Genomic DNA, 26,638 nt, shown 5'->3' on the forward strand with positions numbered 1-26,638 from the left:
CGCTGATTCTTCCCTTTGCTCTTGAGGAATTGGAGATCGTAGGTACTTGCTCCGCTTCCATGTGGGCACTCATTCGTTATAGTGAGGGCAGTAAAGCTGGAGATATAGTGGAGAAGTTTGATATCGACTTGTGTGACGAGAACGGAAATATCCAGCTGCGGATGAAGGGCTTTTCTACGCGCAAGATCGCAAATGAATCTGTTGGATCAGGAGTAGAAGCGTCAAAAGCTTCAGTTTCTTTCGAAGAGGAGAATGCCTTGGATTTCTCCTCACTAATGGAACAGGCAACCCATTATTTAAAAAAGCTGCTTTCCTCCGTCATCAAATTACCAGCAACGAAAATGGAAGCAGACGCCTCGTTGGAAACATACGGTGTCGATTCCATTGTGGCCATGCAGATGACCAAGGAGTTGGAAAAGCGATTTGGCTCGTTACCAAAAACGCTATTTTTTGAATACCAAACGATTAAAGAATTAACAGGTTATTTCGTTGAAAACTACCGTGAAAATCTGATGCACATCCTGGGGATGGGGGAAAATGCGGAAGCTCCCCTCACGCAAGAGCCAAAAACAACGATTGTGGATGAGAGGACAGCACAGACAGAGCGCAGGAGCAAAAAACGCAAGTCTCAGCGTTTCGCGTCCCTGCGCATGGAAACCCAACGAGCAAAAGGAGCGTTGGACATTGCCATTATTGGTATTTCTGGACGCTATCCGCAAGCTTGGAACATACATGACTATTGGAAAAATCTGCGTGACGGCAAAGATTGTATTACCGAAATCCCAAAAGACCGTTGGGATCACAGTCTGTACTTTGATGAAGCAAAGAACAAGGGCGGTAAGTCGTATTCCAAATGGGGCGGCTTTATAGACGGTGTCGATCAATTTGATCCGCTGTTCTTCCATATTTCCCCGCGGGAAGCAGAGCTGATGGACCCACAGGAGCGGTTATTTTTACAGTGTGTCTATGAAACGATAGAAGATGCAGGGTATACGCGCGATGCTCTTGGCAAGCACGATGGCTTGGGAGGCAATGTAGGGGTTTACGTAGGGGTTATGTACGAGGAATATCAGCTCTATGCGTCCGCTGAACAGGCGTTGGGCAGAGCGCTTACGATTGCGGGAAGTCCAGCTTCCATCGCTAACCGCGTCTCCTATTTTTGCAATTTCCACGGTCCGAGCATGGCGGTCGATACGATGTGTTCTTCATCGTTGACGGGAATTCATTTAGCGTGTCACAGCCTGCAACGCGGTGAATGTGAGGTTGCGATTGCAGGTGGTGTGAATGTTTCTATTCATCCAAACAAATATTTGTATTTGTCGCAGGGCAAATTCGCTTCCAGCAAAGGACGATGCGAAAGCTTTGGGGAAGGCGGAGACGGATATGTACCTGGCGAAGGAGTCGGAGCGGTATTGCTCAAGCCTCTGGCGAGAGCAATCGCAGATGGAGACCACATCTATGGTGTGATCAAAGGAAGCGCCATTAATCATGGTGGAAAAACGAACGGCTATACGGTTCCCAATCCTCATTCTCAATCAAGAGTGATTCGCCGTGCTTTCGAAGAGGCAGGAATTCACCCGCGAACGGTCAGCTACATAGAGGCACACGGTACAGGGACTTCATTGGGGGACCCGATTGAAATTGCCGGATTGACGAAGATCTTTCAGGAATACACGAAGGAGAATCAGTTCTGCGCGATTGGTTCGGCCAAGTCAAATATCGGGCATGCTGAGAGTGCGGCAGGGATAGCAGGGTTGACCAAGATATTGCTGCAAATGAAATACAAGAGGCTAGTTCCGTCCCTTCACTCCCGCACACTGAATCCGAATATTGATTTCAGCAAGACTCCATTTGTCGTGCAGCAAGAGCTGGCGGAATGGAAGCGACCGGTGATTGAAATCAATGGGGTAACGAGAGAATATGCAAGGATTGCGGGGATATCCTCCTTTGGGGCGGGAGGGGCAAATGCTCATCTCGTCATGGAAGAATACATCGAAGAGGAACACCGCCCACAATTCAGCATCTCGGCAAAAAATCCAGCTGTCATCGTATTGTCAGCCAAGAATAAAGACCGTCTCCTAGAGCAGATGCAGCGGATGTTATCTGCTATTCGGGAGCAAGTGCTGACGGACAACGATCTAGCAGACATTGCCTACACGCTACAGGTAGGACGTGAGGCGATGGAAGAGCGGTTCGCTGTGATCGTCAAGTCGATCTCCGAGCTGGAAGCAAAGCTAACGGGTTATCTGGAAGAGGAGGATGACATACAAGACCTGTTCATGGGTCAGGTAAAGCGGAATAAAGAAACGATGGATGTTTTCGCCGCAGATGAAGATTTACAACAGACAATCGATACATGGATCGCAAAAGGGAAATACGCAAAGATTTTGCAGATGTGGGTACAGGGACTGATTTTTGACTGGAACAAACTCTACGGGGATACGAAGCCTCGTCGAATCAGCTTACCTGCTTATCCTTTTGCAAGAGAGCGCTATTGGCTGCCAAAGGTGGATTCACAAGCAGCTGGTTTTACCGCAGGAGCGCTGGCTACCCTACATCCCATGCTGCATCAAAATACGTCGACACTTTCGGAACAACGGCATAGTTCTACTTTTACAGGGCAGGAGTTTTTCCTTAACGATCATGTCGTGAAGGGGCAAAAGGTCTTACCTGGGGTAGCTTATCTGGAGATGGCACGAGTGGCTGTGGATTTGGCAGCAGGTGTCCGATCTGATAACCAGTCGGCGATTCAATTGAAAAATATCGTGTGGGCGAAACCAGTTATTGTGGAAGATGTACCCATCCAAGTACACACGGGACTATACCCGGAAGAGAATGGTGAAATTACTTTTGAAATCTACAGCCAGCCAAGGGAAGCCGAGGAGAATCTAGTAGTACATAGCCAGGGAAGAGCAGTACTACGATCAGCTATGGAAGCGCCAACGCTCGACCTTTCTGCCATTCAAGCACAGTGCACAGTGAGTAGTTATAGTTTTGGCCAATGCTACGAAACGTTCCATGGGATAGGACTGGCATACGGTCCATCACATCAAGGGATTGAGAAGCTGTTTGTCGGGTCAGACCAAGTGCTGGCGAAGCTGATCTTGCCTTCCTCTGTTACGGATACAGCAGGAAAATTTGTCCTCCATCCGAGTATCATGGACGCCGCATTACAGGCATCGCTCGGTTTCATGATGGGCACTACCGACCTTCAGCCGTCCTTGCCTTTTGCCTTGGAGCAATTGAATATTTACAGTGCTTCTACAGCTGCTGTATGGGCGTTGGTTCGATACAGTGACGGCAATGCAGCTACCCAAAAAGTGCAGAAGCTCGACATTGATTTGTGTGATGCGCAAGGCAAGGTTTGTGTAAGGATGAAGGGGTTCACAACGAGGAGCCTCGAAGGTGAAATAGCTGCCGGAGTTGTACAAGGCAGCAAAGGTGCAGGGGAGTCAGATAAAATCACGAGTACGCTGATGCTTCAGCCTGCTTGGATCGAAAAAGCCATTCCTATGGAAGCCAAAGCTCCTGAATATGAACAGCATGTAGTGATGCTCTGCGAACCAGAGAAGATTTCTTGGGAAAGCACTTCCTCTCAGATAAACGGTGTGAGATTCCTTTTGTTGCAATCCGATCAGCAAGGCATAGCGGAACGATTCCAAGCGTATGCTGTTCAGGTTTTCGAAGAAATCAAAGCCCTTCTTCAAGCAAAACCAAAGGGGAAGGTGCTGATTCAGATCGTTGCTCCTCTCCGATCAGAACAACGACTGTTTGCTGGAATTGCTGGCCTATTAAAAACGGCACAGATCGAGAACCCGAAAGTAATCGGACAGTTGATCGAAATCGATTCAACAGAAGATTCAGCGAGATTGGCAGAGAAGCTGAGAGCAAACAGCTTGTGCCCAACAGATAGCCAGATTCGCTATCAATTAGGCAAACGATATATGGCGGGATGGAGTGAAGTGGCAGCTCCACAGCATGAAGCAAGCATGCCGTGGAAAGACAACGGAATTTATCTGATTACGGGCGGAGCAGGTGGCTTGGGACTTATTTTTGCCGAAGAGATGGCGGAGAAAGCCCGTGGCATCACCTTGATTCTGACGGGACGCTCTGCGCTGACTGATGAGAAGCAAGCAAAGCTTCGTATGCTTGCGAACACCGGGACAAAAGTCGAGTATCGCCAAGTGGATGTCACGCAGAAACAGGCAGTGGAGGATTTGGTCCAAAGCATTCGATCAGAGTTTGGCGATCTTCACGGCATCATTCACAGTGCGGGTGTGACTCGCGACAATTTTATCCTAAAGAAAACCAAAGAAGAAGTACAAGCAGTTCTCGCGCCAAAAGTTGCGGGACTCGTTCATTTAGACGAAGCGACTAAGGGGCTGAATCTGGATTTCTTTGTGCTCTTTTCTTCAGCGGCTGGAAGCTTGGGCAATATGGGACAAGCAGATTATGCGACTGCCAACGCCTTTATGGATACCTACTCCGCATACCGAAACGAACAGATCGCGTTAGGTGAACGGCAGGGTCAGACGATCTCCATCAATTGGCCTCTGTGGAAAGAGGGCGGAATGCAGGTAGACGAAGAGACAGAAAAGAGATTGTGGGACGACCTTGGCATGGTTGCTATGCAGACGGCTTCGGGTATCAACTGCTTGTACCGGGGGTTAGCTTCGGGACAAGATCAGTTGATGGTAATTGAAGGCGATCTTGTACGAATGAAGCAAAGGCTGATGGGGGTCTCTGTGACCTCGTCGACACCAACAGCTCATTCGAACAGCTTGCAAAGTGAAGTTCAAGCGTCTTTGCTGAAAATAGTTGCTGATTTGCTCAAGGTTGATAGAGAGGATATTGAAATCCACGCTGAGCTCCATGAGTACGGCTTTGACCAGATTAAGCTGACCGAATTGACAAACAAACTGAATCAATTCTATGAGCTTGAACTTACGCCAACTGTATTGGTAGAGTACCCGACGCTTTTTGCTGTCTCGCAACACTTGATGGATGCCTACCAGGATCGGTTCATCCAACAGTTCCAACCAATAGAGAGCGCAAATATCTCTGCAAAAACGGATAACGCACATCTTGTTTCTGTTGGGCAACAAGATGTGCTTCGGGCAAAAGTAAGGGAGTATCTGAAAAAGGAAATTTCTGCTGTTATCAAGCTCCCAGCTTATAAAATCGATGAGGATGCTCCGTTGGAGAAATACGGGATCGACTCGGTTATGGCGATGCAATTGACGAATCAATTGGAAAAAGCATTCGGTTCGCTGTCAAAAACGCTGCTCTATGAATACCAAAACATAGAGGATTTGACAGGCTATCTTTTGGCGCATCATGGAGACAAAATCATCGCGATTATGGGAGCTGGGAAAACAGCAGAGACAAGCACAGTAGAGAATATTGCTAACGTGCTTGCCCCTACTGACTCCATAACAGAGCATCGTCGTCGTTTCTCACGGTTTGTTGCACGTGAGCATGCAAATAATCAAACCACATCTGACCTGGACATTGCCATTATTGGTATTTCGGGTCGCTATCCGCAGGCTGCCAATGTACAAGAGTTCTGGAACAATTTGCGGGATGGCAAGGATTGTATTACAGAGATTCCGCAAGAGCGCTGGGATCACAGCTTGTACTTTGACGAGGCTCGGAACAGACAAGGAAAAGCATACAGCAAATGGGGCGGCTTCATAGACGGTGTCGATCAATTTGATCCGCTGTTCTTCCATATTTCTCCGAGAGAAGCGGAAATGATGGACCCTCAAGAACGCCTTTTCCTGGAAACCGTGTGGAATCTGCTCGAAGACACAGGACACACGCGAGAGGTGTTACAACGTCAATATGATAATAGAGTCGGCGTCTATGTAGGGGCGATGTATCAGCCGTATCACGCATTTGATACGGATATGGAAAAGGGCTCTATCATTTCCCTCTCTTCCTACCATTCGATTGCCAACCGAGTCTCTTACTTCTTTAATCTGCAAGGTCCGAGCATGGCGATTGATACAGCGTGCTCTTCATCTGCCATTGCCATTTATCATGCCTGTGAAAGCTTGATAAAGGGAGAAAGCACGCTTGCTATCGCAGGGGGCGTGAATGTTTCGATCCATCCTAAGAAATACCTAGGATTAAGTCAGGCTCAAATGATTGGAAGCCACGCAGACAGCAGAAGCTTTGGAGATGGAGACGGATATTTACCAGCAGAAGGCGTAGGGGCTGTACTATTGAAGCCTTTAGCCAAAGCGATGGAAGATGGGGATTCCATCTTAGCCGTCATCAAATCAGCTGCGACCAATCATGGCGGACGTACCAATGGATTTTCGGTGCCGAATCCCCATGCACAAGCACAGTTGATGGAAGATAATTTTGCTAGAGCGGGCATAGATCCACGGACGATCAGTTATGTGGAAGCCGCTGCTAATGGTTCGCTGCTGGGAGATCAGATTGAGTTGAAGGCGTTAACAAATGCTTTTTCGAAGCAGACGGATGATGTTCAGTTTTGTGGAATCGGGTCGGTCAAATCGAATATCGGTCACGCCGAAGCAGCTTCAGGTATTTCTCAGCTGACAAAGGTGATCTTGCAGCTACAGCATCAGGAGTTGGTTCCATCTATAAAAGCGGAGCCGTTGAACCCGCATGTCAATTTTGCAGAAACGCCTTTTTATCTGCAAAAAGATCGACAAAAGTGGGAGCGACCACTGGTAAGCATCAATGGAGAAGATCGAGAGGTTCCACGCCGGGCTACGATCAGTTCGTTTGGAGCAGGCGGGTCAAATGCTCATTTGATTCTCGAAGAATATATTGCGCCGCAGACAGAGATGAAATCCATTTCTTCTGCCACTTCACCCCAGATCGTGGTTTTCTCGGCAAAAAATGCAGAGCGATTGCGTGCCGTTGCCCAGCAGATGCTTGCATTTGCCAAGCAGCAAGCGTTTTCCTTGGCGGATTTTGCCTATACGCTTCAAGTGAAACGAGAAGCCATGGAATGCAGGTTGGCTATGCTGGCTCAAAATCGAGAGGAATTGATTCAAGGATTACAGGCGTATTTGGAAGCGGTCGAACAAGGCAGCGAGCCAACGGCATTGATTCCAATCTATACAGGAGATCTCGAAGAAGAGCAGGCAGGCGTGCGAAATCTTCTTTCAGGCAAGGTAGGAGATACGGTGTTGCAGGTTCTTTTAGCAGAAAATAATCTGGAAAAGCTTGCCCTTCATTGGACGCAGGGAGGTAAAATTCCTTGGGAATCCTTGTATCCACAAGAGCGTCGCACACTCTCTCTGCCTACTTATCCTTTTGCTAGAGAACGCTATTGGCTCTCCGCTTCAGAGGGTGAGGGGGAGCAGCTTGGGACTGAAACGATCCGTCAACCTATGGAAAAAGCGACGTTCGCGATTGATATCAACCCTGACAGCCCAACAGAGGAAAACATTCAGCGGGATATGGCACAATTTCTCTCTCGGGAGTTACATCTTTCGGAAGGGCAAATTAAGATAAACAAATATTTCTTGGACTATGGCATGGATTCGATCATGGTTACCAAACTGATTCGTCATTTAGAGCAGCGCTGGAATATCAAAATCAAAGGGCGGGAAGTGCTGGAGAACCCGACGATGAAGTCTTTAGCTCATCTACTTGCATTAAAAATAAGAGAGTTGAGTCATAAAGAGATTGCTTCCACTACAGATTTAGAAGGAACGTCTCAGATTCGCAGTGAACGGACAGAGAATCTGTTGCAAAAATTCAAAGAAGGCCTGCTAAGTTTAGAAGAGATCGAACAGGTAATCGACAAAGGAGGGATGATATGATGCGACGGGAAATCCTCATGGCTTACAAAGAAGGTAAGCTGTCTGCTGCGGAAGTCCAAGAGAAGCTTCTGGAGCTGGAAAACCCATCGTTTACAAGTCCTCTGTCCGTCGGGCAGCAAGGATTGTGGATGTTGCAAAAAATGTCTCCTACGATGAGTGCTTATAATGTTCCGTTATGCTTTTGCATCCGTCAGAAATGGGACGTTGCCTTATTTAAACAGGCTTGCCACCTTGTTTTCAAACAGCATCCGATTTTACAGAGTTCGAGTATGGAAAAGAATGGTGTTCCGTATCTGCTTCAACGTTTGGAGCAATCGCTTCCCATTGAGCAGGAGGACATCTCAAGCCTAACGTCTCGGGATGTATTGCCGTATCTTAGGCAAAAAGTAAAAGAGCCCTTTTCATTGGAAAAGGGTTCTTTACTTCGCATTCATCTATTGTCGCGTTCGGAAGAAGAGCATTTTGTCCTGATTACGATTCATCATATGATATTTGATGGACATTCCTCCTTGTTATTACTACAAGCATTGGTCCATATCTATATCGAGCTGGTTGAAGGAAAGCAGATAAAAGTAACACCGAATTCAACCAGTTACGCTGACTTCGTAAAGTGGGAACAGGACATGATGGCGAGCGGGGAAGGTAGGGAACATCGTTCTTACTGGCTGGAGCAATTGTCCGGGACGCTTCCACAACTGGAGCTTCCTGCCGATCGCCCGCGTTCTTCTGCACCAAGCTTTGAGGGGCAGGTTTTTACGCACGTATTTTCACGAGAGTTGAGTCAGCAGGTGAAGAAGCTCTCCAAGCATTACCGAATGAACGCATCTGTTCTCTTGTTAGGGATTTTTAAAGCCTTATTGTATCGCTATACAGGTCAAACAGATGTGATTGTCGGCATGCCGACAATGGGACGTCCAGAAGAAAGATTCGATTCTCTGATCGGTTATTTTGTCAATATGATCCCCATTCGCAGTCAGGTAACGGGGGAAAAGTCTTTCTCTCAGTTCATTCGGGAATTGCAGCTTACGCTGATTGACGGGATGGATCACGCTGTCTATCCTTTCCCAGCGATGGTACGAGAGGCAAATATTCCTCGACTTCATGGGAATTCACCCGTATTCGATATCATCTTTACGTACCAAAATTTTCTGCAATCGCAAAACTTGCAGCGATTTTATGATGAATGTCAAAACAAGCTTGCCATCGAATTGATGGAGGGTGTTCATCAAGAGGGTGAGTATGAATTTGAGTTAGAGGTGTTTGAGCAGGAAGCCGAGTTTGTATTGAATCTGAAATACAATCCTCATGTATTTGACCAAGCGACGATACAGCGGATGGCAGAGCATTATCACAATATCGCAAACGAAGTCATCCAAAATCCTGACATCGCTTTGGATGAGATACGCCTTATTTCTGTGGAAGAACGAAACATGCTGCTCGCTGAGTGGAATGCGACTGAAGCGGCATTCCCACAGGCTTTATGCATCCATGATTTGTTCGAGAAGCGAGTCCAGCAAACACCAGATGCTGTGGCTGTTGTTTATGACAATCAATCGTTGACCTACCGTGAACTGGATGAACAAATTACTAAGCTGGCTATCTATTTGCAAGCCGAGGGAGCAGGTCCTGAAGCTACAGTGGGGATTTGTGTCGAACGCTCTTTGGAAATGGTCATCGGCATTTTCGGTATTCTGAAAGCTGGCGCAGCTTATGTTCCATTGGACCCAACCTATTCCACAGAGCGGTTGGCATACATGGTGGAAGACAGTAAGAGCCGTTTGGTGCTTACCCAAGCTCGCCTTTTGGACAAGGTATCTTCAGCGGCAGGAGGAAATACGAAATGCATCGTGTTAGACAGGGATTGGGAAGAGGTTGAGCAGACAGCCCAGCGACAAAAAACACTCAACAGGGTAGTAAACCCAACCAATCTAGCCTATGTGATTTATACATCTGGAAGCACAGGGAAACCCAAAGGGGTCATGGTGAGTCATGAAAGTATCATCAATACCCTCTTTTTCCTTGAATCCCGTTATCCCGTTATGGAGAACGACGTTTTTCTGCTCAAAACCAACTATGTGTTTGATGTTTCTTTGTCCGAGCTGTTTGGTTGGTTCATTGGTAGAGGACGTCTGGTCATTCTTCCGCCACATGGGGAGAAGTCTCCAGAAATGTTAGCCGAATCTATCGTGAAGCATCGCGTGACACATATCAATTTTGTTCCGGCGATGCTGAATGTCTTCGTGAACGGCGTTGGAGAGAATCAGCCATTCTTGCAGCATTGTCCTCTCAAATATGTAATGGTTGCAGGAGAAGCCTTTCCAAAAGAGTTGGTGAAAAAGACGGTTGCTACTTTTCAAAAGGCGAAGATTGAAAACATTTACGGACCAACAGAAGCCTCTATTTATGCGGCATGGTTCTCCTGCTCTGAAAATGAACTGGTTAGCAACAATACACCGATTGGTAGACCTGTCGCAAATACACAACTCTACATCGTTGATCGCCATATGAATCCCGTCCCAGTTGGTGTTCCAGGGGAGCTTTGTATTGCAGGAAAAGGCTTGGCTCGCGGCTATTTGAATCGCCCAGAGCTTACCGCAGAGAAGTTTGTAGATAACCCGTTTACACCGGGAACCAAGTTGTACAAAACAGGGGATTTAACGCGTTGGCTCCCTGATGGAACGATTGAGTATTTAGGCCGAATCGATCATCAAGTAAAAATTCGTGGTTTTCGAATTGAATTGGGTGAGATCGAGAGCCAACTAATGGCTCATCCACAGATTCAAAGCGTTGTGGTGTTGGTAAAAGAAGAGGGAGATCATAAGCGGTTGGTTGCTTATTATGTTCCGAAAGCAGGTGCGAACCATGAACGGTTTGAGCCCTCAAAATTACGGGATTATTTGAGAATGAATTTGCCAGAGTATATGCTTCCGGCATTTTTTGTTTCTATGGATAAAATCCCGTTAACCGCTAATGGAAAAGTGGATCGCACAGAGCTGCTAAATCAAAAGCTTGTGGTAACACAGGCGAAGAAGCAGAGTCTGCCTCAATCTGATATTGAGCAAAGGACTTTGAAAATTTGGCAGGATGTCCTGAATGTAGAGGGGATCAGTACAGAAGATGGCTTTTTCGATGTGGGTGGAGACTCCATTCTCGCTACCATGGTTGTAGCCAAAATGACGGAAGAGTTTCAGTGCGATCTAAATGTGACCACGTTGTTTAAGTACGTCAATATTAGAGAAATTAGCGAATATATCGCAACAAGGAAAGAGAATGAATCAGATGAGCAAGCGGATTTTGTCAATCCGAACCAGGCAATGGCGTATAGCGAAGGACAAGTGGAGGAGACTTATCCTGCATACTATGAGGATAGCATCGCGATTATTGGAATCTCCTGCCACTTCCCGGGAGCGAAAAATCATAGAGAGTTTTGGGAGAATTTACGGAACGGCGTAGAAAGTGTACGTTTCTTCTCTGATGAGGAGATCGATCAATTACACCTGCCTGATGAATACTTACAGAATCCGAACTTTATTCCGGTGCAGTCCACCATCGAAGGAAAAGATCACTTCGATCCAGGATTCTTTCACCTTTCAGCTAGAGACGCAGAATTTATGGACCCGCAGTTTCGTCTGTTATTAACCCATTCATGGAAAGCATTGGAGGATGCAGGGTATACACCTAAACAGGTTCCGCAGACGGGTGTTTTTATGTCGGCGAGCAATAGCTATTATCAAGCACTCTTGCCGCATTTCACCAAGGAATCACCGAATGTCATGAAGGACCCGAATGAATATGTCTCGTGGGTTTTGGCGCAAGGTGGAACCATACCGACGATGATTTCTCATAAAATGGGGCTGAAGGGACCGAGCTTTGCCGTCCATTCCAATTGTTCTTCCTCGCTGGTTGGTTTGCATCTGGCTTATCGCAGCCTGCAAGCGGGAGAATCAAAGGTAGCTTTGGTAGGGGGCGCGACGATTTTCCCTACGACTTATACAGGGTATGTCTATCAAGCTGGATTGAACTTTTCCAGTGATGGTCACTGCAAGACATTCGACGCGTCAGCAGACGGCATGATCGGTGGAGAAGGAGTCGGCGTAGTTGTCCTCAAAAAAGCTTCCGATGCGATCAAGGACGGCGATCATATTTATGCCCTCATGAGAGGAATTCGCATCAACAATGATGGGGCAGATAAAGTCGGATTTTATGCGCCAAGTATAAAAGGTCAGGCTGAGGTGATTCAGCAAGTATTAGATGACACCAAGGTTCATCCTGAAACAGTTAGCTATATCGAAGCGCATGGAACGGGCACTTATTTGGGAGATCCGATAGAATTTGCGGCGCTCAATGAAGTGTATACAAAATACACAACCAATAAACAGTACTGCGGACTTGGATCGGTGAAGACCAATATTGGACATCTCGATACAGCCGCAGGGTTAGCGGGTTGCATTAAAGTAGCATTAAGCTTATACCATAATGAAATTCCTCCATCACTAAACTATGAAAAGCCGAATCCGAATATCAATTTGGATCAATCACCTTTTTATGTAGTTGATACGCTCAAAAAATGGGAGGATGCGCCTGTTCCCCATAGAGCGGCGTTAAGTTCATTTGGACTTGGCGGGACGAATGCTCATGCGATTTTTGAACAATGGAAGAATGGGACAGAAACTAAGCGTGTCAGCGTAAGCGATGATAACAACCAGCACGTTTATTTCGTGCCGTTATCTGCCAAAAACGATGATCGTGTTCTCGCGTATGCCCAGCAACTCGTTGATTTCCTTAGCGGGAATTATGAACAAGTCCATATTGCAGATTTGGCCTATACACTCCAAGTGGGAAGAGAAGCGATGGAGAGCAGGGCTATTTTTATTGTCAAAGATACAGCGGAACTCATTCAAAAGCTGAGTGACTTTTTGAGTGGAGAGGAACAAGCAGCAGGTAGCTTTAGCGGAAACGTAAAACAAGCAAACCATGAAGTCTCCCTATTGAAAAAGAATGAGACGAATCGTGAGTTGATTTCCAAGCTGTTTGCAGAAGGCAAAGGAGAAAAAGCAGCCGAATTGTGGAGCAAGGGTCTGGATATCGAGTGGGAAGTCCTGTATAAAGACGCAAAACCGCGTCGCATCAGCCTTCCTACCTATCCTTTTGCGGAGGAGTCCTATGGGGTTCCCGAGATGGATACGAAAACGAACATGAATGTGCGCACGGAGTCGGGACCGGCTTCTGTACAGATTTCGCCAATCTCTTCAGCAACTCCAACGCCAGAAACGCTGCTTCTCCAACCGTGCTGGAACGAACAGGAGATCAGCCAAAAAGTTGGTTCGCCTACTTTTGCAGAGCATCTCGTGATCCTTTGTGAATGGGCAGAGGAATTCAGAGAGCGTATCGAATCCGAAATGAACGGAGTGCACTGCCTGGTCTTACAACCACAAGCACAGCAGGAAAGTATCGCAGAACGGTTCCATGCCTACACCGTCCAGGTATTCACGGAAATCCAGCGAATCCTTGCCAATAAACCAAAGGGAAAAGTTCTAGTTCAGCTTGTTGTACCTGACAAAGAGGAACAGCAATGCTTCTCCGCTCTCTCTGGTTTGCTGAAAACGGCTCAATTGGAGAATCCCAAGCTGATTGGACAGCTTATTGAAGTGATGGCAGAGGTGAATCCAGCAGATTTGGTCCAGAAGCTGAAACAAAACAGCAATGATGAGAAAAGTAAGCACATTCGTTATCAGGATGGTAAGCGCTGGGTGAGCGGCTGGACAGAAATGAATTCTTCTGGCCAAGCGGCGCATGTATGGAAAGAGGATGGGGTTTATCTGATTACGGGTGGGGCAGGCGGATTAGGCTTGATTTTTGCCAAGGAAATCGCCGAGCGAACGAAGGGAGCGACTGTGATTATCACGGGTCGTTCTTCCTTGGATGAAGATAAGAAAGCCAAATGCAAGGAATGGAAAGCACTAGGAGCCAATATTCAATATCGTCAGGCTGATATCACACAAAAGCAGGCGGTAGAAGACTTGTTCCAATCTATCAAGCAAGAGTTTGGTAGCCTCACTGGCATCATTCATGGTGCGGGAGTCATTCGTGACAGTTTCATCATTAGAAAAACAACGGATGAACTGGAGCAAGTGTTGGCGCCAAAAGTTTCTGGACTTGTGCATCTCGATGAGGCAAGCAAGGATATGGCGCTCGATTTCTTTATTCTCTTCTCCTCTGGGGTGGGGTGCTTCGGGAATGCGGGGCAAGCCGATTATGCTGCTGCCAATGCCTTTATGGATCAATACGCCAAGTATCGTCGTGGATTGATGAAAGCAGGCGAACGACAGGGTCAAACACTCTCTATCAATTGGCCGTTGTGGAAAGATGGCGGTATGCGTGTTGATGAAGCGACAGAGAAGATCATGGAGGCAAGAGGCATGGTAGCGATGCCGACTGCAAGTGGCATTCAGGCACTGTATCAAGGGGTGGCTTCTAGCTCTGTGCAGATGTTGGTTATCGAAGGCAATTTGCCAACACTCAAGGAACACTTGCTAGGTAATCCTGTCGTGTCACAACTCGATTCGACACCGATGCAGGATGCGAAGCTATCGGTCGATACAGGCGTGTTAAAAGATAAAACGCTCTATCAGCTAAAAGTGATGTTCGGTCAAGAGACGAGGCTTGGGGCAGGTAAAATCGCTGTCGACGAACCGTTCGAAACATACGGAATCGATTCGATTATGGTGATCCAGCTGAATAAAAAGCTAGGTGATATCTTTAGCGAATTGTCCAAGACCATCCTGTATGAATATCAGACTCTTAACACCCTTGCAGATTATCTCGTCGCTGATCATTATCAGGAATGCATGAAGTGGACGGGGCTTGATCGTCAGGGTGCGGTCAATCGTGGAACTCCAACACTACAGGCGCATAACGAACGTGATACAGCCAACCATGAACCGACTGGCAGTGTAGCCGTGCCATCAGGAAATCAGATAGCGCGGGAGCCGATTGCCATTATCGGCATGAGCGGACGTTATCCAAAAGCGCGATCGTTGAACGAGTATTGGGAGAATCTGAAATCCGGAAAGGATTGCATTACGGAAATTCCAGCGGAACGTTGGTCATTGGATGGCTTTTTCGAACCTGACCCAGACAAAGCTGTGGCAGAAGGAAAAAGCTACGGAAAATGGGGCGGCTTTGTAGACGGATTCGCTGACTTTGACCCTCTCTTTTTCAATATGTCCCCGTGGGAAGCGATGCATTTCGATCCGCAGGAACGGTTGTTTATGGAGTCGTGCTGGGAAGTGCTGGAGGACGCAGGTTATACGAGACAACTGCTTGCAGAAAAGTACAATCGACGAGTCGGAGTGTTTGGAGGGATCACAAAAACAGGGTTCAGCTTGTACGGACCTGATTTATGGAAGCAGGGTGAATTGATTTACCCGCACACTTCGTTTAGCTCACTGACGAATCGTGTTTCCTATTTCCTCAATCTCCAAGGTCCGAGTATGCCGATTGATACGATGTGCTCCGCTTCGCTCACAGCGATTCATGAAGCGTGCGAGCATCTGTATAACGGGGATTGTGAGCTAGCGATTGCTGGCGGAGTCAACCTGTATCTGCATCCTTCCAGCTATGTCTTTTTGTCAGCGCTGCATATGCTTTCCGTAGATGGACAATGCAAAAGCTTTGGGCAAGGCGGAAACGGTTTTGTACCGGGAGAAGGCGTAGGTACAGTACTGCTCAAACCACTGTCAAAAGCAATGGCAGATGGCGACCATATTTATGGATTGATTCGTGGAACCAGTGTGAATCACGGTGGAAAAACCAATGGCTATACCGTACCGAATCCAACTGCTCAAGGAGAGCTGATTCGCCAGGCGTTGGATAAGGCAGGCGTTCATGCCAAAACCGTAAGCTATATAGAAGCGCACGGAACAGGCACGGAGCTAGGTGATCCGATTGAAATTACGGGTCTCATCCAAGCCTTCCGCAAGGATACGCAGGATACGGGATATTGTGCGATTGGTTCCGTTAAATCCAATATTGGTCACTTGGAAGCGGCGGCTGGAATAGCAGGAGTGGCAAAAATTTTGCTGCAAATGAAGCATCAACAGCTGGTCCCAAGCCTGCATGCGCAAGAGTTGAATCCGAATATTCCTTTTTCGAAAACGCCTTTTGTCGTTCAGCAGGACTTGGCTGAATGGAAACGACCGATCATGGAAGTGGATGGAGAAAGGAGAGAATTCCCGAGAATTGCCGGGATTTCTTCTTTTGGTGCAGGAGGGTCCAATGCACATGTCGTGATTGAGGAATATATTCCTCAGGTCAAGGAACGGCCTTCGATTACGATCAGTCCGCAAAATCCGGCGATCATCGTCCTGTCGGCAAAGAATAAGGAGCGTCTCGTCGAACAGGCTCAAAGACTGTTAGCGTCGATTGAGGAGCAATCCTTTACAGATGTGGATCTGGCAGATATTGCGTATACGCTTCAAGTGGGACGCGAGGCAATGGAAGAACGCCTGGCCCTGATGACGAGCTCGCTTACAGAGTTGGTAGAGAAGTTGCGTAGCTTTCTTGCAGGTAATGAAAGCATTGTCGACCTCTATCGCGGTCAGGTAAAACGCGGTAAAGAAACAGCAGACATCTTCGCAGGCGATGAGGAATTGCAAGAAGCGATTGAAAAATGGATGCAACGCAAAAAATTCTCGAAGCTTCTCGATTTCTGGGTGAAGGGTTTGCATTTCGATTGGAATAAACTTTATGACGATGAAAAGCCTCGTCGGATTAGCTTGCCAGCGTATCCTTTTGCCAGAGAGCATTACTGGCTGCCAGAACCAAAGACACAACCGTCAACTAACACAAAAGGTACGCGTGGTCTGACTGCTTCCCTACATCCTTTGCTGCACCAAAATACTTCGGATCTTAGTGAGCAAAGATTCAGCTCTACTTTTGATGGTCAGGAATTCTTTTTATGGGATCATGTTGTAAAAGGAAAGAGAATCCTGCCAGGGGTTGCTTATCTTGAGATGGCTCGTGCTGCTACGGAGCTGGCAACGGGAGTGCTGGAAGAAGAGCAATTCACGATAGAGCTTAAAAATGTAGGGTGGGCGCAACCAATTGTGGTGGAAGACAAGCCTGTTCAGGTGCACATCGGCATTTATCCTGAGGATAACGGAGACCTTCGTTATGAAATATACAGCGAACCGAAGAACGAACAGGCTGAATCGGTAGTACACAGTCAAGGAAGTATGGTGTTTGCAGCGATTACTGCTGCTCCGACGCATAATCTCGATGGGATCAAAGCCCAATGCAGCTATCGCACGCTTCATGCAAGTGAGTGTTATGAAGCCTTTCAAACAATGGGACTTGTCTATGGGCAAGCCCAGCAAGGAATCGAGCAAGTGTACGTGGGAGAAGGACAAGTATTGGCCAAGTTAGCCATGCCTTCCAAGGTTGCCGAGACGCAAGGAGAATACGTCTTGCATCCGAGCATGCTGGATTCGGCCTTACAATCCTCTATCGGATTATTACTTGGCACAGGCGATACAGCGATTCTGAAGCCACTCCTGCCTTTTGCACTGGAGAAGCTGAGCATTTTTAGCCAGACTACCTCCCAGATGTGGGTATGGATTCGACAGGCTGATGGCAGTAGGACGGGAGACAAGGTACAGAAAGTAGACATTGATTTGTGTGACGACCAAGGAACGGTTTGCGTGCGTATGCAGGGATTCTCCGCACGAGTGCTGGAAGGCGAAGGAGAGACGGTGGATTCCAAAGGGAAACTCGGAACACTGCTGGTTCATCCTGAGTGGAAGGAACAAGCGGTTGTGAGCAACGCCGAAGCCGCTGACTATACACAGCGAGTCGTGATGATGGTTGAACCTGATCGCGTTTCTTGGAACAATCTCCAATCCTACTTGAATGGAGTCCGTTGCATTCCTTTGCGATCCTCACACGAAGGCATTGCCGAGCGTTTTATTGATTATACGACGCAGGTATTAGAGGAAATTCAAGAGATTTTCAAGCAAAAAGTACGCGGCAAGGTATTGGTTCAGCTTGTCGTTCCTTTGCGAGCAGAACAGCCGTTTTTCACTGCGTTCTCTGGGTTGCTGAAAACGGCAAAATTGGAGAATCCCAACTTGATTGGACAGGTAATAGAGGTAGAATCGGGCGACAGCGAATTCGAGATTGCTGAAAAAATAAAGGAGAATGTACGCCGCCCATTGGATGTTCAGATTCGATATCAATCTGGAAAGAGATATGTATCAGAGTGGGTAGAACTGGATGCTCCACAAGAGGCGAGTATTCCGTGGAAAGACGGTGGGGTTTATCTCATCACTGGCGGGGCAGGCGGACTGGGTTATCTTTTTGCCAACGAAATTGTACAAAAGGTTCAACATGCGAACCTGATTCTGACTGGACGTTCCCCATTGGATGAAGAGAAGCAAGGGAAACTCCAGACATGGAGAAGATCGGGAGCAAGAGTTGAATACCGCCAAGTTGATGTGACGCACAAACAGGAAATGGCAGAATTGATTCGCACGATTCAACAGGACTATGGGCGTCTTCATGGCATTATTCATAGTGCTGGCGTGCTTCGTGACAGCTATATCCTCAAGAAAAACAGGGAGGAAGTCCAATCGGTTCTGGGTCCGAAGGTTACGGGTCTCATCAATCTGGATGAAGCCAGCAAAGATGTAGAACTGGATTTTCTGGTGCTGTTTTCCTCGGTGGCAGGCAGCTTGGGGAATATCGGACAAGCTGACTATGCTTGCGCCAACGCCTTTATGGACAGATTCGCGCACTATCGCAATGGATTGGTTGCATTACAGCAACGTCACGGACAGACATTGTCCATGAATTGGCCATTGTGGAAAGAGGGCGGAATGCAGGCAGACGTAGAGGCTGGTGACATGTTGAAGCAAAGCATGGGAGTAGTTGCTATGCAGACTTCGACGGGTATTGCAGCGATGTACCAAGGCTTAGCCTCCGGAAAAGCTCAGGTCATGGTGATGGAAGGTGATCTGGCAAAGCTCAAGCAAACACTGCTTTTGCAAACACCAGTCAGCAGTTCTCAATCGAAGCATGCTCTTGCCCGATCCGAAGCTTCGGTCACGGTGGATACCAGCAGTCTGTTGCAAAAAGTGGAACTTGCTTTGATGCACATCGTGTCGGAGCTGCTTCAGGTTCAACCCATAGATATCGATGTCAAAGTGGAGCTGTCTGAACTCGGATTTAATCAGGTACTACTGACTGAATTCGCCAACAAGCTTAATCAGCACTATCACATTGGGCTGATTCCGACTGTATTCGTAGAGTGTCCGACGCTACAGCAGCTTGCATCCTATTTACTTGAAGAATTTGAAGAGATGCTGGTCAAACAGATGCAGCCAGTGGTATCGATCACACCAACGAAGGTAGAGCCAAATGAAAAACAAACGATCACCACTGTGGAACCAAATGTCCTTCAAGAGAAAGCAACTCATTTTGTTAAAAAGGAATTTGCCGAGGTTCTGCAACTGCCTGTGAATCGAATCGAAGAAGATGTCGCGATGGAGACATACGGAATTGATTCGATTCTATCCATGAAATTAACCAACCAATTAGAGAAAAGCTTTGGCTCGCTGCCGAAAACGTTATTTTTTGAATATCAAACGATTCAAGAATTGATTGGATATTTCTTGGACACCTATCGAGACAAATTCATGGAAATCTTGGGTCTTACGGAACAGCAGGAAACCGTTGTTATCCAAGAAACAGCATCCGTGACAAAAGAAGAAAACACGTCGAAAAGGCAAAGGAACAGCCATCGCGTAAGAAGTCGCGAAGGCTCGCGGTTCATTACGACACAAAAGGAAACCCAACCAGCCAAAGGCGCTTTGGACATTGCGATCATTGGGGTTTCTGGACGTTATCCGAAAGCTCGGAATACACAAGAGTTCTGGAACAATCTGCGCGATGGCAAGGATTGCATTACGGAGATCCCCAAAGAGCGCTGGAACCACAGCCTGTATTTTGATGAGGATAAGAACAAACGAGGGAAAACTTACAGCAAATGGGGCGGATTCATAGACGGTGTTGACCAATTCGATCCGCTTTTCTTCAACATCTCGCCTCTGGAAGCAGAAATCATGGACCCGCAGGAACGTTTATTCCTGGAGTGTGTGTATGAAACCTTAGAGGATGCAGGTTATACTCGCGAATCTCTTGGCTCGTCTCAAGGCTTCGGACTTGGCGGTAATGTCGGTGTTTATGTAGGCATTATGTATGAAGAGTATCAACTGTATGGTGCACAAGAAACCATGATGGGTAGACCGATGGCCCTTGGCGGAAGCTTCTCATCGGTAGCGAACCGTGTTTCTTATTTCTTTCATTTCCATGGTCCTAGCGTTGCTGTAGACACCATGTGTTCCTCGTCTCTAACCGGCATCCATTTTGCTTGCCAAAGCTTGCAGCGTGGTGAATGCGAGGTTGCGATTGCGGGTGGTGTCAATGTTTCCATTCACCCGAATAAATATTTGATGCTCGGACAGGGGAAATTTGCTTCCAGTAAGGGACGATGCGAAAGCTTTGGGCTTGGCGGTGACGGCTATGTACCTGGTGAGGGTGTCGGAGCGGTACTACTTAAACCTCTGGCGAAAGCAATCGCCGATGGAGATCAAATTTACGGTGTGATAAAAGGAAGTGCCATTAACCATGGCGGCAAAACAAATGGTTATACCGTACCTAATCCGAATGCACAAGCGAGTGTAATTGGACGTGCCTTGAAGGAGGCAGGAATTGATCCACGGACGATTAGTTATTTGGAAGCTCACGGCACAGGTACTTCTTTAGGAGATCCAATTGAGATCGCAGGATTGACAAAAGCCTTCCAAGCGTACACCACAGACAAGCAATTCTGCTCAATCGGATCAGCGAAGTCCAATATCGGGCATTGTGAGAGTGCAGCGGGAATTGCCGGGATAACGAAAATCCTTCTGCAGCTCAAACATGGACAACTAGCACCATCCTTGCATGCGGAGGTGCTAAATCCGAATATTGATTTCAGCACGACTCCGTTTGTCGTACAGCATGAGCTGGCAGAGTGGAAACGTCCTGTTATTGACGGTCAGGAAATTCCAAGGCGCTCGGGGGTGAGCAGCTTTGGTGCGGGTGGCTCGAATGCTCATATCGTCATCGAAGAATTCATTCCAGAATATGAGCAACGTCCAGCTAGCCAAGTAAGTCACACGAATCCAGCGATCGTTCTCCTGTCAGCGAAGAATGAAAGACAGCTCCACGAACAGGCACAGCGTTTGTTAACCGTGATCCAGGATCAGTCCATTTCTGACCTGGATGTAGCGGATATTGCCTACACGCTTCAAATTGGACGAGAAGCCATGGAAGAGCGCCTGGCTGTGATGGTCAGCTCCATTCAAGAGCTTCAGGAAAAGCTGACGCAATTTGTAGATGGACAGGAAGGCATCGCAGACGTATTCCGTGGACAGGTGAAAGGCAACAAAAAGACGATTGCGGTGTTCGAAGCGGATGAAGATTTGAAACAGGCAATCGATGCTTGGATAAGCAAAAGAAAATACGCCAAGCTACTTGATCTGTGGGTAAGTGGAGGCGTGGTTGATTGGCACAAGCTCTACGTTGAGAAGAAACCTCGTCGCATTAGCATGCCTACGTATCCGTTTGCAAGAGAACGTTATTGGATTCCTCAGATGGATACGCAATTTGTGAGAGAAGTTGCAGCAGCATCAGAAGAGACGCTCTTCCTTCACCCAATGCTCCAGAAAAACACGTCTGAATTGTTGGAACAACGGTATAGTTCTACGTTCCGTGGACAGGAATTTTTCTTGGCGGATCATGTTGTGAATGGACAGCAGCTCTTACCGGGTGTTGCTTTTCTCGAAATGGCACGCGAGGCAATGGATCAATCAGCGGGAGCCTTGAGGGCGGGGCAGAATGGCCTGACGCTCAAAAATATGGTGTGGGCCAAGCCGATTGCTGTCGATGATCAGCCTTTCGATGTTCACATTGGTCTTCAGCTGGAAGACAGTGGAGAGATTGGCTATCGAATCTACAGTGAGCATACAGGAAAGGAAGCAGAAGAGATTGTGCACAGTCAGGGAAGTGCCGTATTCCATACGGTTGCCGAGACGCCAACGCTTGATCTCGCTATGTTACAAGCCGCGTGCAGCCATGGCATCTTGAGTGGCAGCCAATGCTATGACGGTTATAAAGCAATGGGAATCCATTATGGTCCGGCGCTGCAAGGAATTGAGCAAGTGTATAAGGGCACGGAGCAGGTGTTGGCAAAGCTGTCTTTACCTTTCGCTGTTTTGGGGACAGAAGAACAGTTTGTGCTGCATCCAAGTATGATGGATTCTGCTTTGCAGGCGGCGATTGGTTTATTTATGGAGGCAGATGACAGGAGCTTCTCTCACCAGCCTAATTCGCTAAAGCCAATCTTGCCTTTTGCGCTGGATGAGCTGGAAATCTTCAGTCCATGCACGACGAAGATGTGGGTGTATATTCGCTACAGTGATGGCAGCAGCGCTTCTGATCCTGTGCAGAAGCTGGATATTGATTTATGTGACGAGCAAGGAAATGTTTGCGTCAGAATGAAGCGATTTTCATCTCGTAAACTGGACGGCAAAGTGGAAGACTTCGAAACTACAGGGGCACAAGAGATGCTGATGGTTCATCCTTGCTGGAAGGAACAGGCAGGTGTTCAGGAAACGGAGACTCCTACCTATGCACAGCATATCGTGATGATGGCGGAAGGCTTTGAATCGTCGCTCGCAAGTATAGCAGCACAGATGGACGAAGTGCGCTTGATACCTTTGCAATCCCAACAGGATGGCATTGCGGACAAGTTCGAGACCTATGCTTCCCAAGTATTTTTGGAAATCCAAAGCATCTTTCAACAAAAGATACTTGGCAAAGTGTTATTGCAGGTCGTCGTTCCCGACGAAGCGGAGCAATCGTACGTAAGCGGACTTTCTGGCTTGCTGAAAACAGCTCAGCAGGAGAATCCAAATGTAGTCGGTCAATTCATGGAAATAAACCCAGGTGAACATGCGGCAGTAATCGTAAACAAGCTGCAAGAGAATGCCTGCCACCCTATGGACGACCGAATTCGCTATCAAGCGGGTAACCGCTATGTACTGGGCTGGTGCGAAACCAAGCTATTGCATGATGAAGTCACTATTCCATGGAGAGATCAAGGAACCTATCTGATTACGGGTGGTGCAGGTGGTTTAGGGTTGATTTTCGCAAGGGAAATCGCAAATCAAGCGAAACAGGCAACCTTAATACTCACAGGACGTTCTCCTCTTCTCGAAGATAAACAAGCGATGCTCCATGATTTGCAAAGGTCAGGGGCAAGTGTTATCTATCGTCAAGTTGATGTGACGGACAAGCAGGAAGTCGTCCAGCTCATCCAAAGTATTCAACAGGAATTCGGAGGTCTTCACGGCATTATCCATAGCGCGGGTGTCGTTCGAGATAACTTCATCCTCAAGAAAACGACAGAAGAATGGAACCAAGTAGTAGCCCCAAAAGTTGCCGGCCTTACGAATTTGGATGAGGCAAGTAAAGATCAGTCTCTCGATTTCTTCGTCCTCTTTTCTTCGATAGCAGGAAGTATAGGAAATGTTGGTCAGGCAGACTATGCTTGCGCGAATGCCTTTATGGATGGCTATGCGAAATATCGGAATGAACGGGTGCAGGCAAAGCAACGTCAAGGTCAAACAGTCTCCATCAACTGGCCGCTCTGGAAAGAGGGCGGGATGCAAGTAGACGAAGCTGTTGAGGAGATGGTGAAACAAAGGGTTGGAATGATCGCTTTGCAGACCGCGACGGGTATTCGTGCATTTTATGAAGCCGTAGCTTCTCGAAAAGATCAGGTGATGGTAATGGAAGGAGACCTGCAACGCCTCCACGCAGCAGTGGTGGGAAGACCGAAGACAACAGAACAAGACGTCAAAGCTTCTACCGTCATACAACCAACAAGTCATCATTTGCCAAAGGAAAAAGCGATTTATTATTTCAAAAAGCTGGTCTCTTCCGTCATCAAGCTGCCAATAGACCGCATCGAAGCAGACGCCTTGTTGGAAAAGTACGGAATTGACTCGATTATGGTCATGCAATTAACCAATGAACTAGAAAAAACGTTTGGTTCGTTGTCGAAAACATTATTTTTCGAATATCAAACCATCGAAGAAATTGCGAAATACTTCCTAGCATCGCATCGAGAGCAAATGATGAGTATCTTTGGTATGGACGAGAAAGAAGCACCAACGGCATCCCCTGTTAAAAAGTCGAGCGTTGTACCAGCGATGGTTGCTGCAACGGCAAAACCGATCATTAACAACCGCAGGAGCAGAGGTAACGCATTGATAGAAATGGCGAGAGAAACCAAACCAGCAAACGACGCCTTAGACATTGCGATTATTGGGGTCTCCGGTCGTTATCCGAAAGCTGGAAATATGAATGAGTTCTGGCGTAACCTGCGTGATGGCAACGATTGTGTCACAGAAATTCCTGAAGAGCGTTGGGATCACAGCCTGTTTTTTGATGCAGATAAGAAAAAGCAAGGAAAAACTTACAGCAAGTGGGGAGGCTTCCTGGACGGTGTAGATCAATTTGACCCGTTATTTTTCAATATCACACCAAGAGAGGCTGAGATCATGGACCCGCAAGAGCGCTTGTTCTTGGAATGCGTCTATGAAACGTTAGAGGATGCCGGGTATACTCGTGAATCTCTCGGCTCAACACTTGGCATGGGTCTAGGCGGTAATGTCGGGGTTTATGTAGGAGTCATGTACGAAGAATACCAGCTCTACGGAGCCCAGGAAACGATGCTCGGCAGACCGATGGCACTGGCAGGAAGTCCAGCCTCCATTGCGAATCGGGTTTCTTATTTCTGCAACTTCCATGGACCTAGCATGGCGGTCGATACGATGTGTTCCTCTTCCCTGACAACCATTCATTTGGCTTGCCAAAGTCTACAGCAAGGGGAATGTGAGGCTGCTATTGCAGGTGGAGTCAATGTATCGATTCACCCGAATAAATACTTGATGCTTGGACAGGGAAAATTCGCATCCAGCAAGGGACGATGCGAGAGCTTTGGTATCGGCGGTGACGGGTATGTACCTGGCGAGGGTGTGGGAGCAGTCCTGCTCAAACCTCTGGCGAAAGCGATTGCCGATGGAGATCAAATTTATGGTGTGATAAAAGGAACAGCGGTTAACCATGGAGGAAAAACGAATGGATACAATGTACCTAGCCCGAATGCCCAAGCTCGGGTTATTGGACGTGCTTTCCAAAAAGCCGGAATCGATCCGCGGACGATCAGCTATCTGGAAGCACATGGTACGGGAACCTCTTTAGGCGATCCCATTGAAATTACGGGCTTAACGAAGGCTTTCGAAACGCATACAAATGACAAACAGTTTTGTGCCATTGGATCAGCGAAGTCCAACATCGGGCATTGCGAGAGTGCAGCGGGTATTGCTGGGGTGACAAAGGTCTTATTGCAGCTCAGGCATGGACAATTAGCACCATCTCTGCATGCTGAAGTACTCAATCCGAATATAGATTTCAGCTTGACGCCGTTTGTTGTTCAGCAAGAGCTGGCGGAGTGGAAACGCCCTGTCATTGACGGACGGGAAGTTCCACGACGTGCTGGTGTGAGCAGTTTTGGTGCGGGAGGATCGAATGCTCATGTGGTGATTGAAGAATATCTTCCCAAAATGCAAGAGCAGCCTACTGTACGGGTAAGTCCGCAAAATCCTGCTTTGATTCTCTTATCAGCCAAAAATGAAGAACAGCTTCATCAACGGGTACAACGACTGCTCGGAGCCATGGCGGAACAGGGATTGTCTGATGCGAATTTAGCTGAAATGGCATATACCCTTCAAGTGGGACGAGAAGCGATGGAAGAACGTTTGGCTGTGATTGCGGGCTCGATGATGGAACTTGAAGAGAAATTAAAGCAATTCATAGGAAGGCAGAAGGACATTGAAGACCTGTACCACGGACAGGTAAAACGTCATAAAGAGACCTTGGCAATTTTTGCAGCAGATGATGATATGCCGCAAATGATTAATTCCTGGATGATCAAAGGCAAATACGGCAAATTGCTGGACGTTTGGGTGAAAGGGCTGAACTTGGACTGGAGCAGCTTGTATGGGGAGAGAAAGCCTCGCCGGATCAGTCTTCCAACCTATCCCTTTAGCAGAGAAGCTTATTGGGTGCCTGGTGGATATACGTCATTTACAGGTGCAACATCCCTATCCACATATGAGCAACATCCCGTTCACCCAGACATGCGCATTGTGAAAAAGCAATGGAAGGCTTGCCCAGTGATGCCAACCAAGGTAGCTCATCGGACGATAGGTATTTTCACAACGGATGAAACGAAGCATTTGGCGATTCAACTGTCCAACCATTTCGCTAAGAGTGAAATCATGGAGCTGAACGAGCTCGAATCACGATTCCATCAGGATGGGATGGAGTGGAAAAACTATGATGGCATCGTAGATTTGATCGGTTGTGGACATCAGCAGCAGACCGATACGCTGGCTTGGATTCCATGGCTGCAACAACTCATTGAGAATGGTCATAAGGAAGGCTTGAAGCTATTGGGTGTGACAAAAGGCTTGGAGTCTTTCCAGAATGACTCGGTCAATTTGGCGGGTGCCTCACGTGTTGGTTTGTACCGCATGCTGCAAAGTGAATATAAGCATCTGCAATCACGCCATGTGGATTTAGATCCATTGGCTGATGGAGAAGAACTGGCGCAACAGATTGTAGCAGAGTTTCTCATCGATGATCAGGAAACAGAGGTT

General features: G+C 47.4%; 2 protein-coding genes (both running past the window's edge). Both read left to right on the forward strand.

What is annotated here, in order from left to right:
* A protein-coding gene (locus POF51_RS05710; protein WP_069851340.1) for an SDR family NAD(P)-dependent oxidoreductase crosses the window boundary here: on the forward strand, positions 1 to 7,808 show its 3' portion. 4,123 nt of this gene lie to the left of the window's left edge; 7,808 of the gene's 11,931 nt are visible here — the last part of the coding sequence; its start codon lies off the left edge, out of view; it ends in the stop codon at positions 7,806 to 7,808.
* Positions 7,805 to 26,638, forward strand: partial view of a non-ribosomal peptide synthetase gene (locus POF51_RS05715; protein WP_069851338.1) — the 5' portion only. 2,691 nt of this gene lie beyond the right edge of the window; 18,834 of the gene's 21,525 nt are visible here — the first part of the coding sequence; it begins with the start codon at positions 7,805 to 7,807; the stop codon falls past the right edge of the window. The genes POF51_RS05710 and POF51_RS05715 overlap by 4 nt, the downstream gene beginning before the upstream one ends.

It is taken from the genome of Brevibacillus sp. AG, assembly GCF_028369215.1.
In the GTDB taxonomy this organism is placed as follows: domain Bacteria; phylum Bacillota; class Bacilli; order Brevibacillales; family Brevibacillaceae; genus Brevibacillus; species Brevibacillus porteri.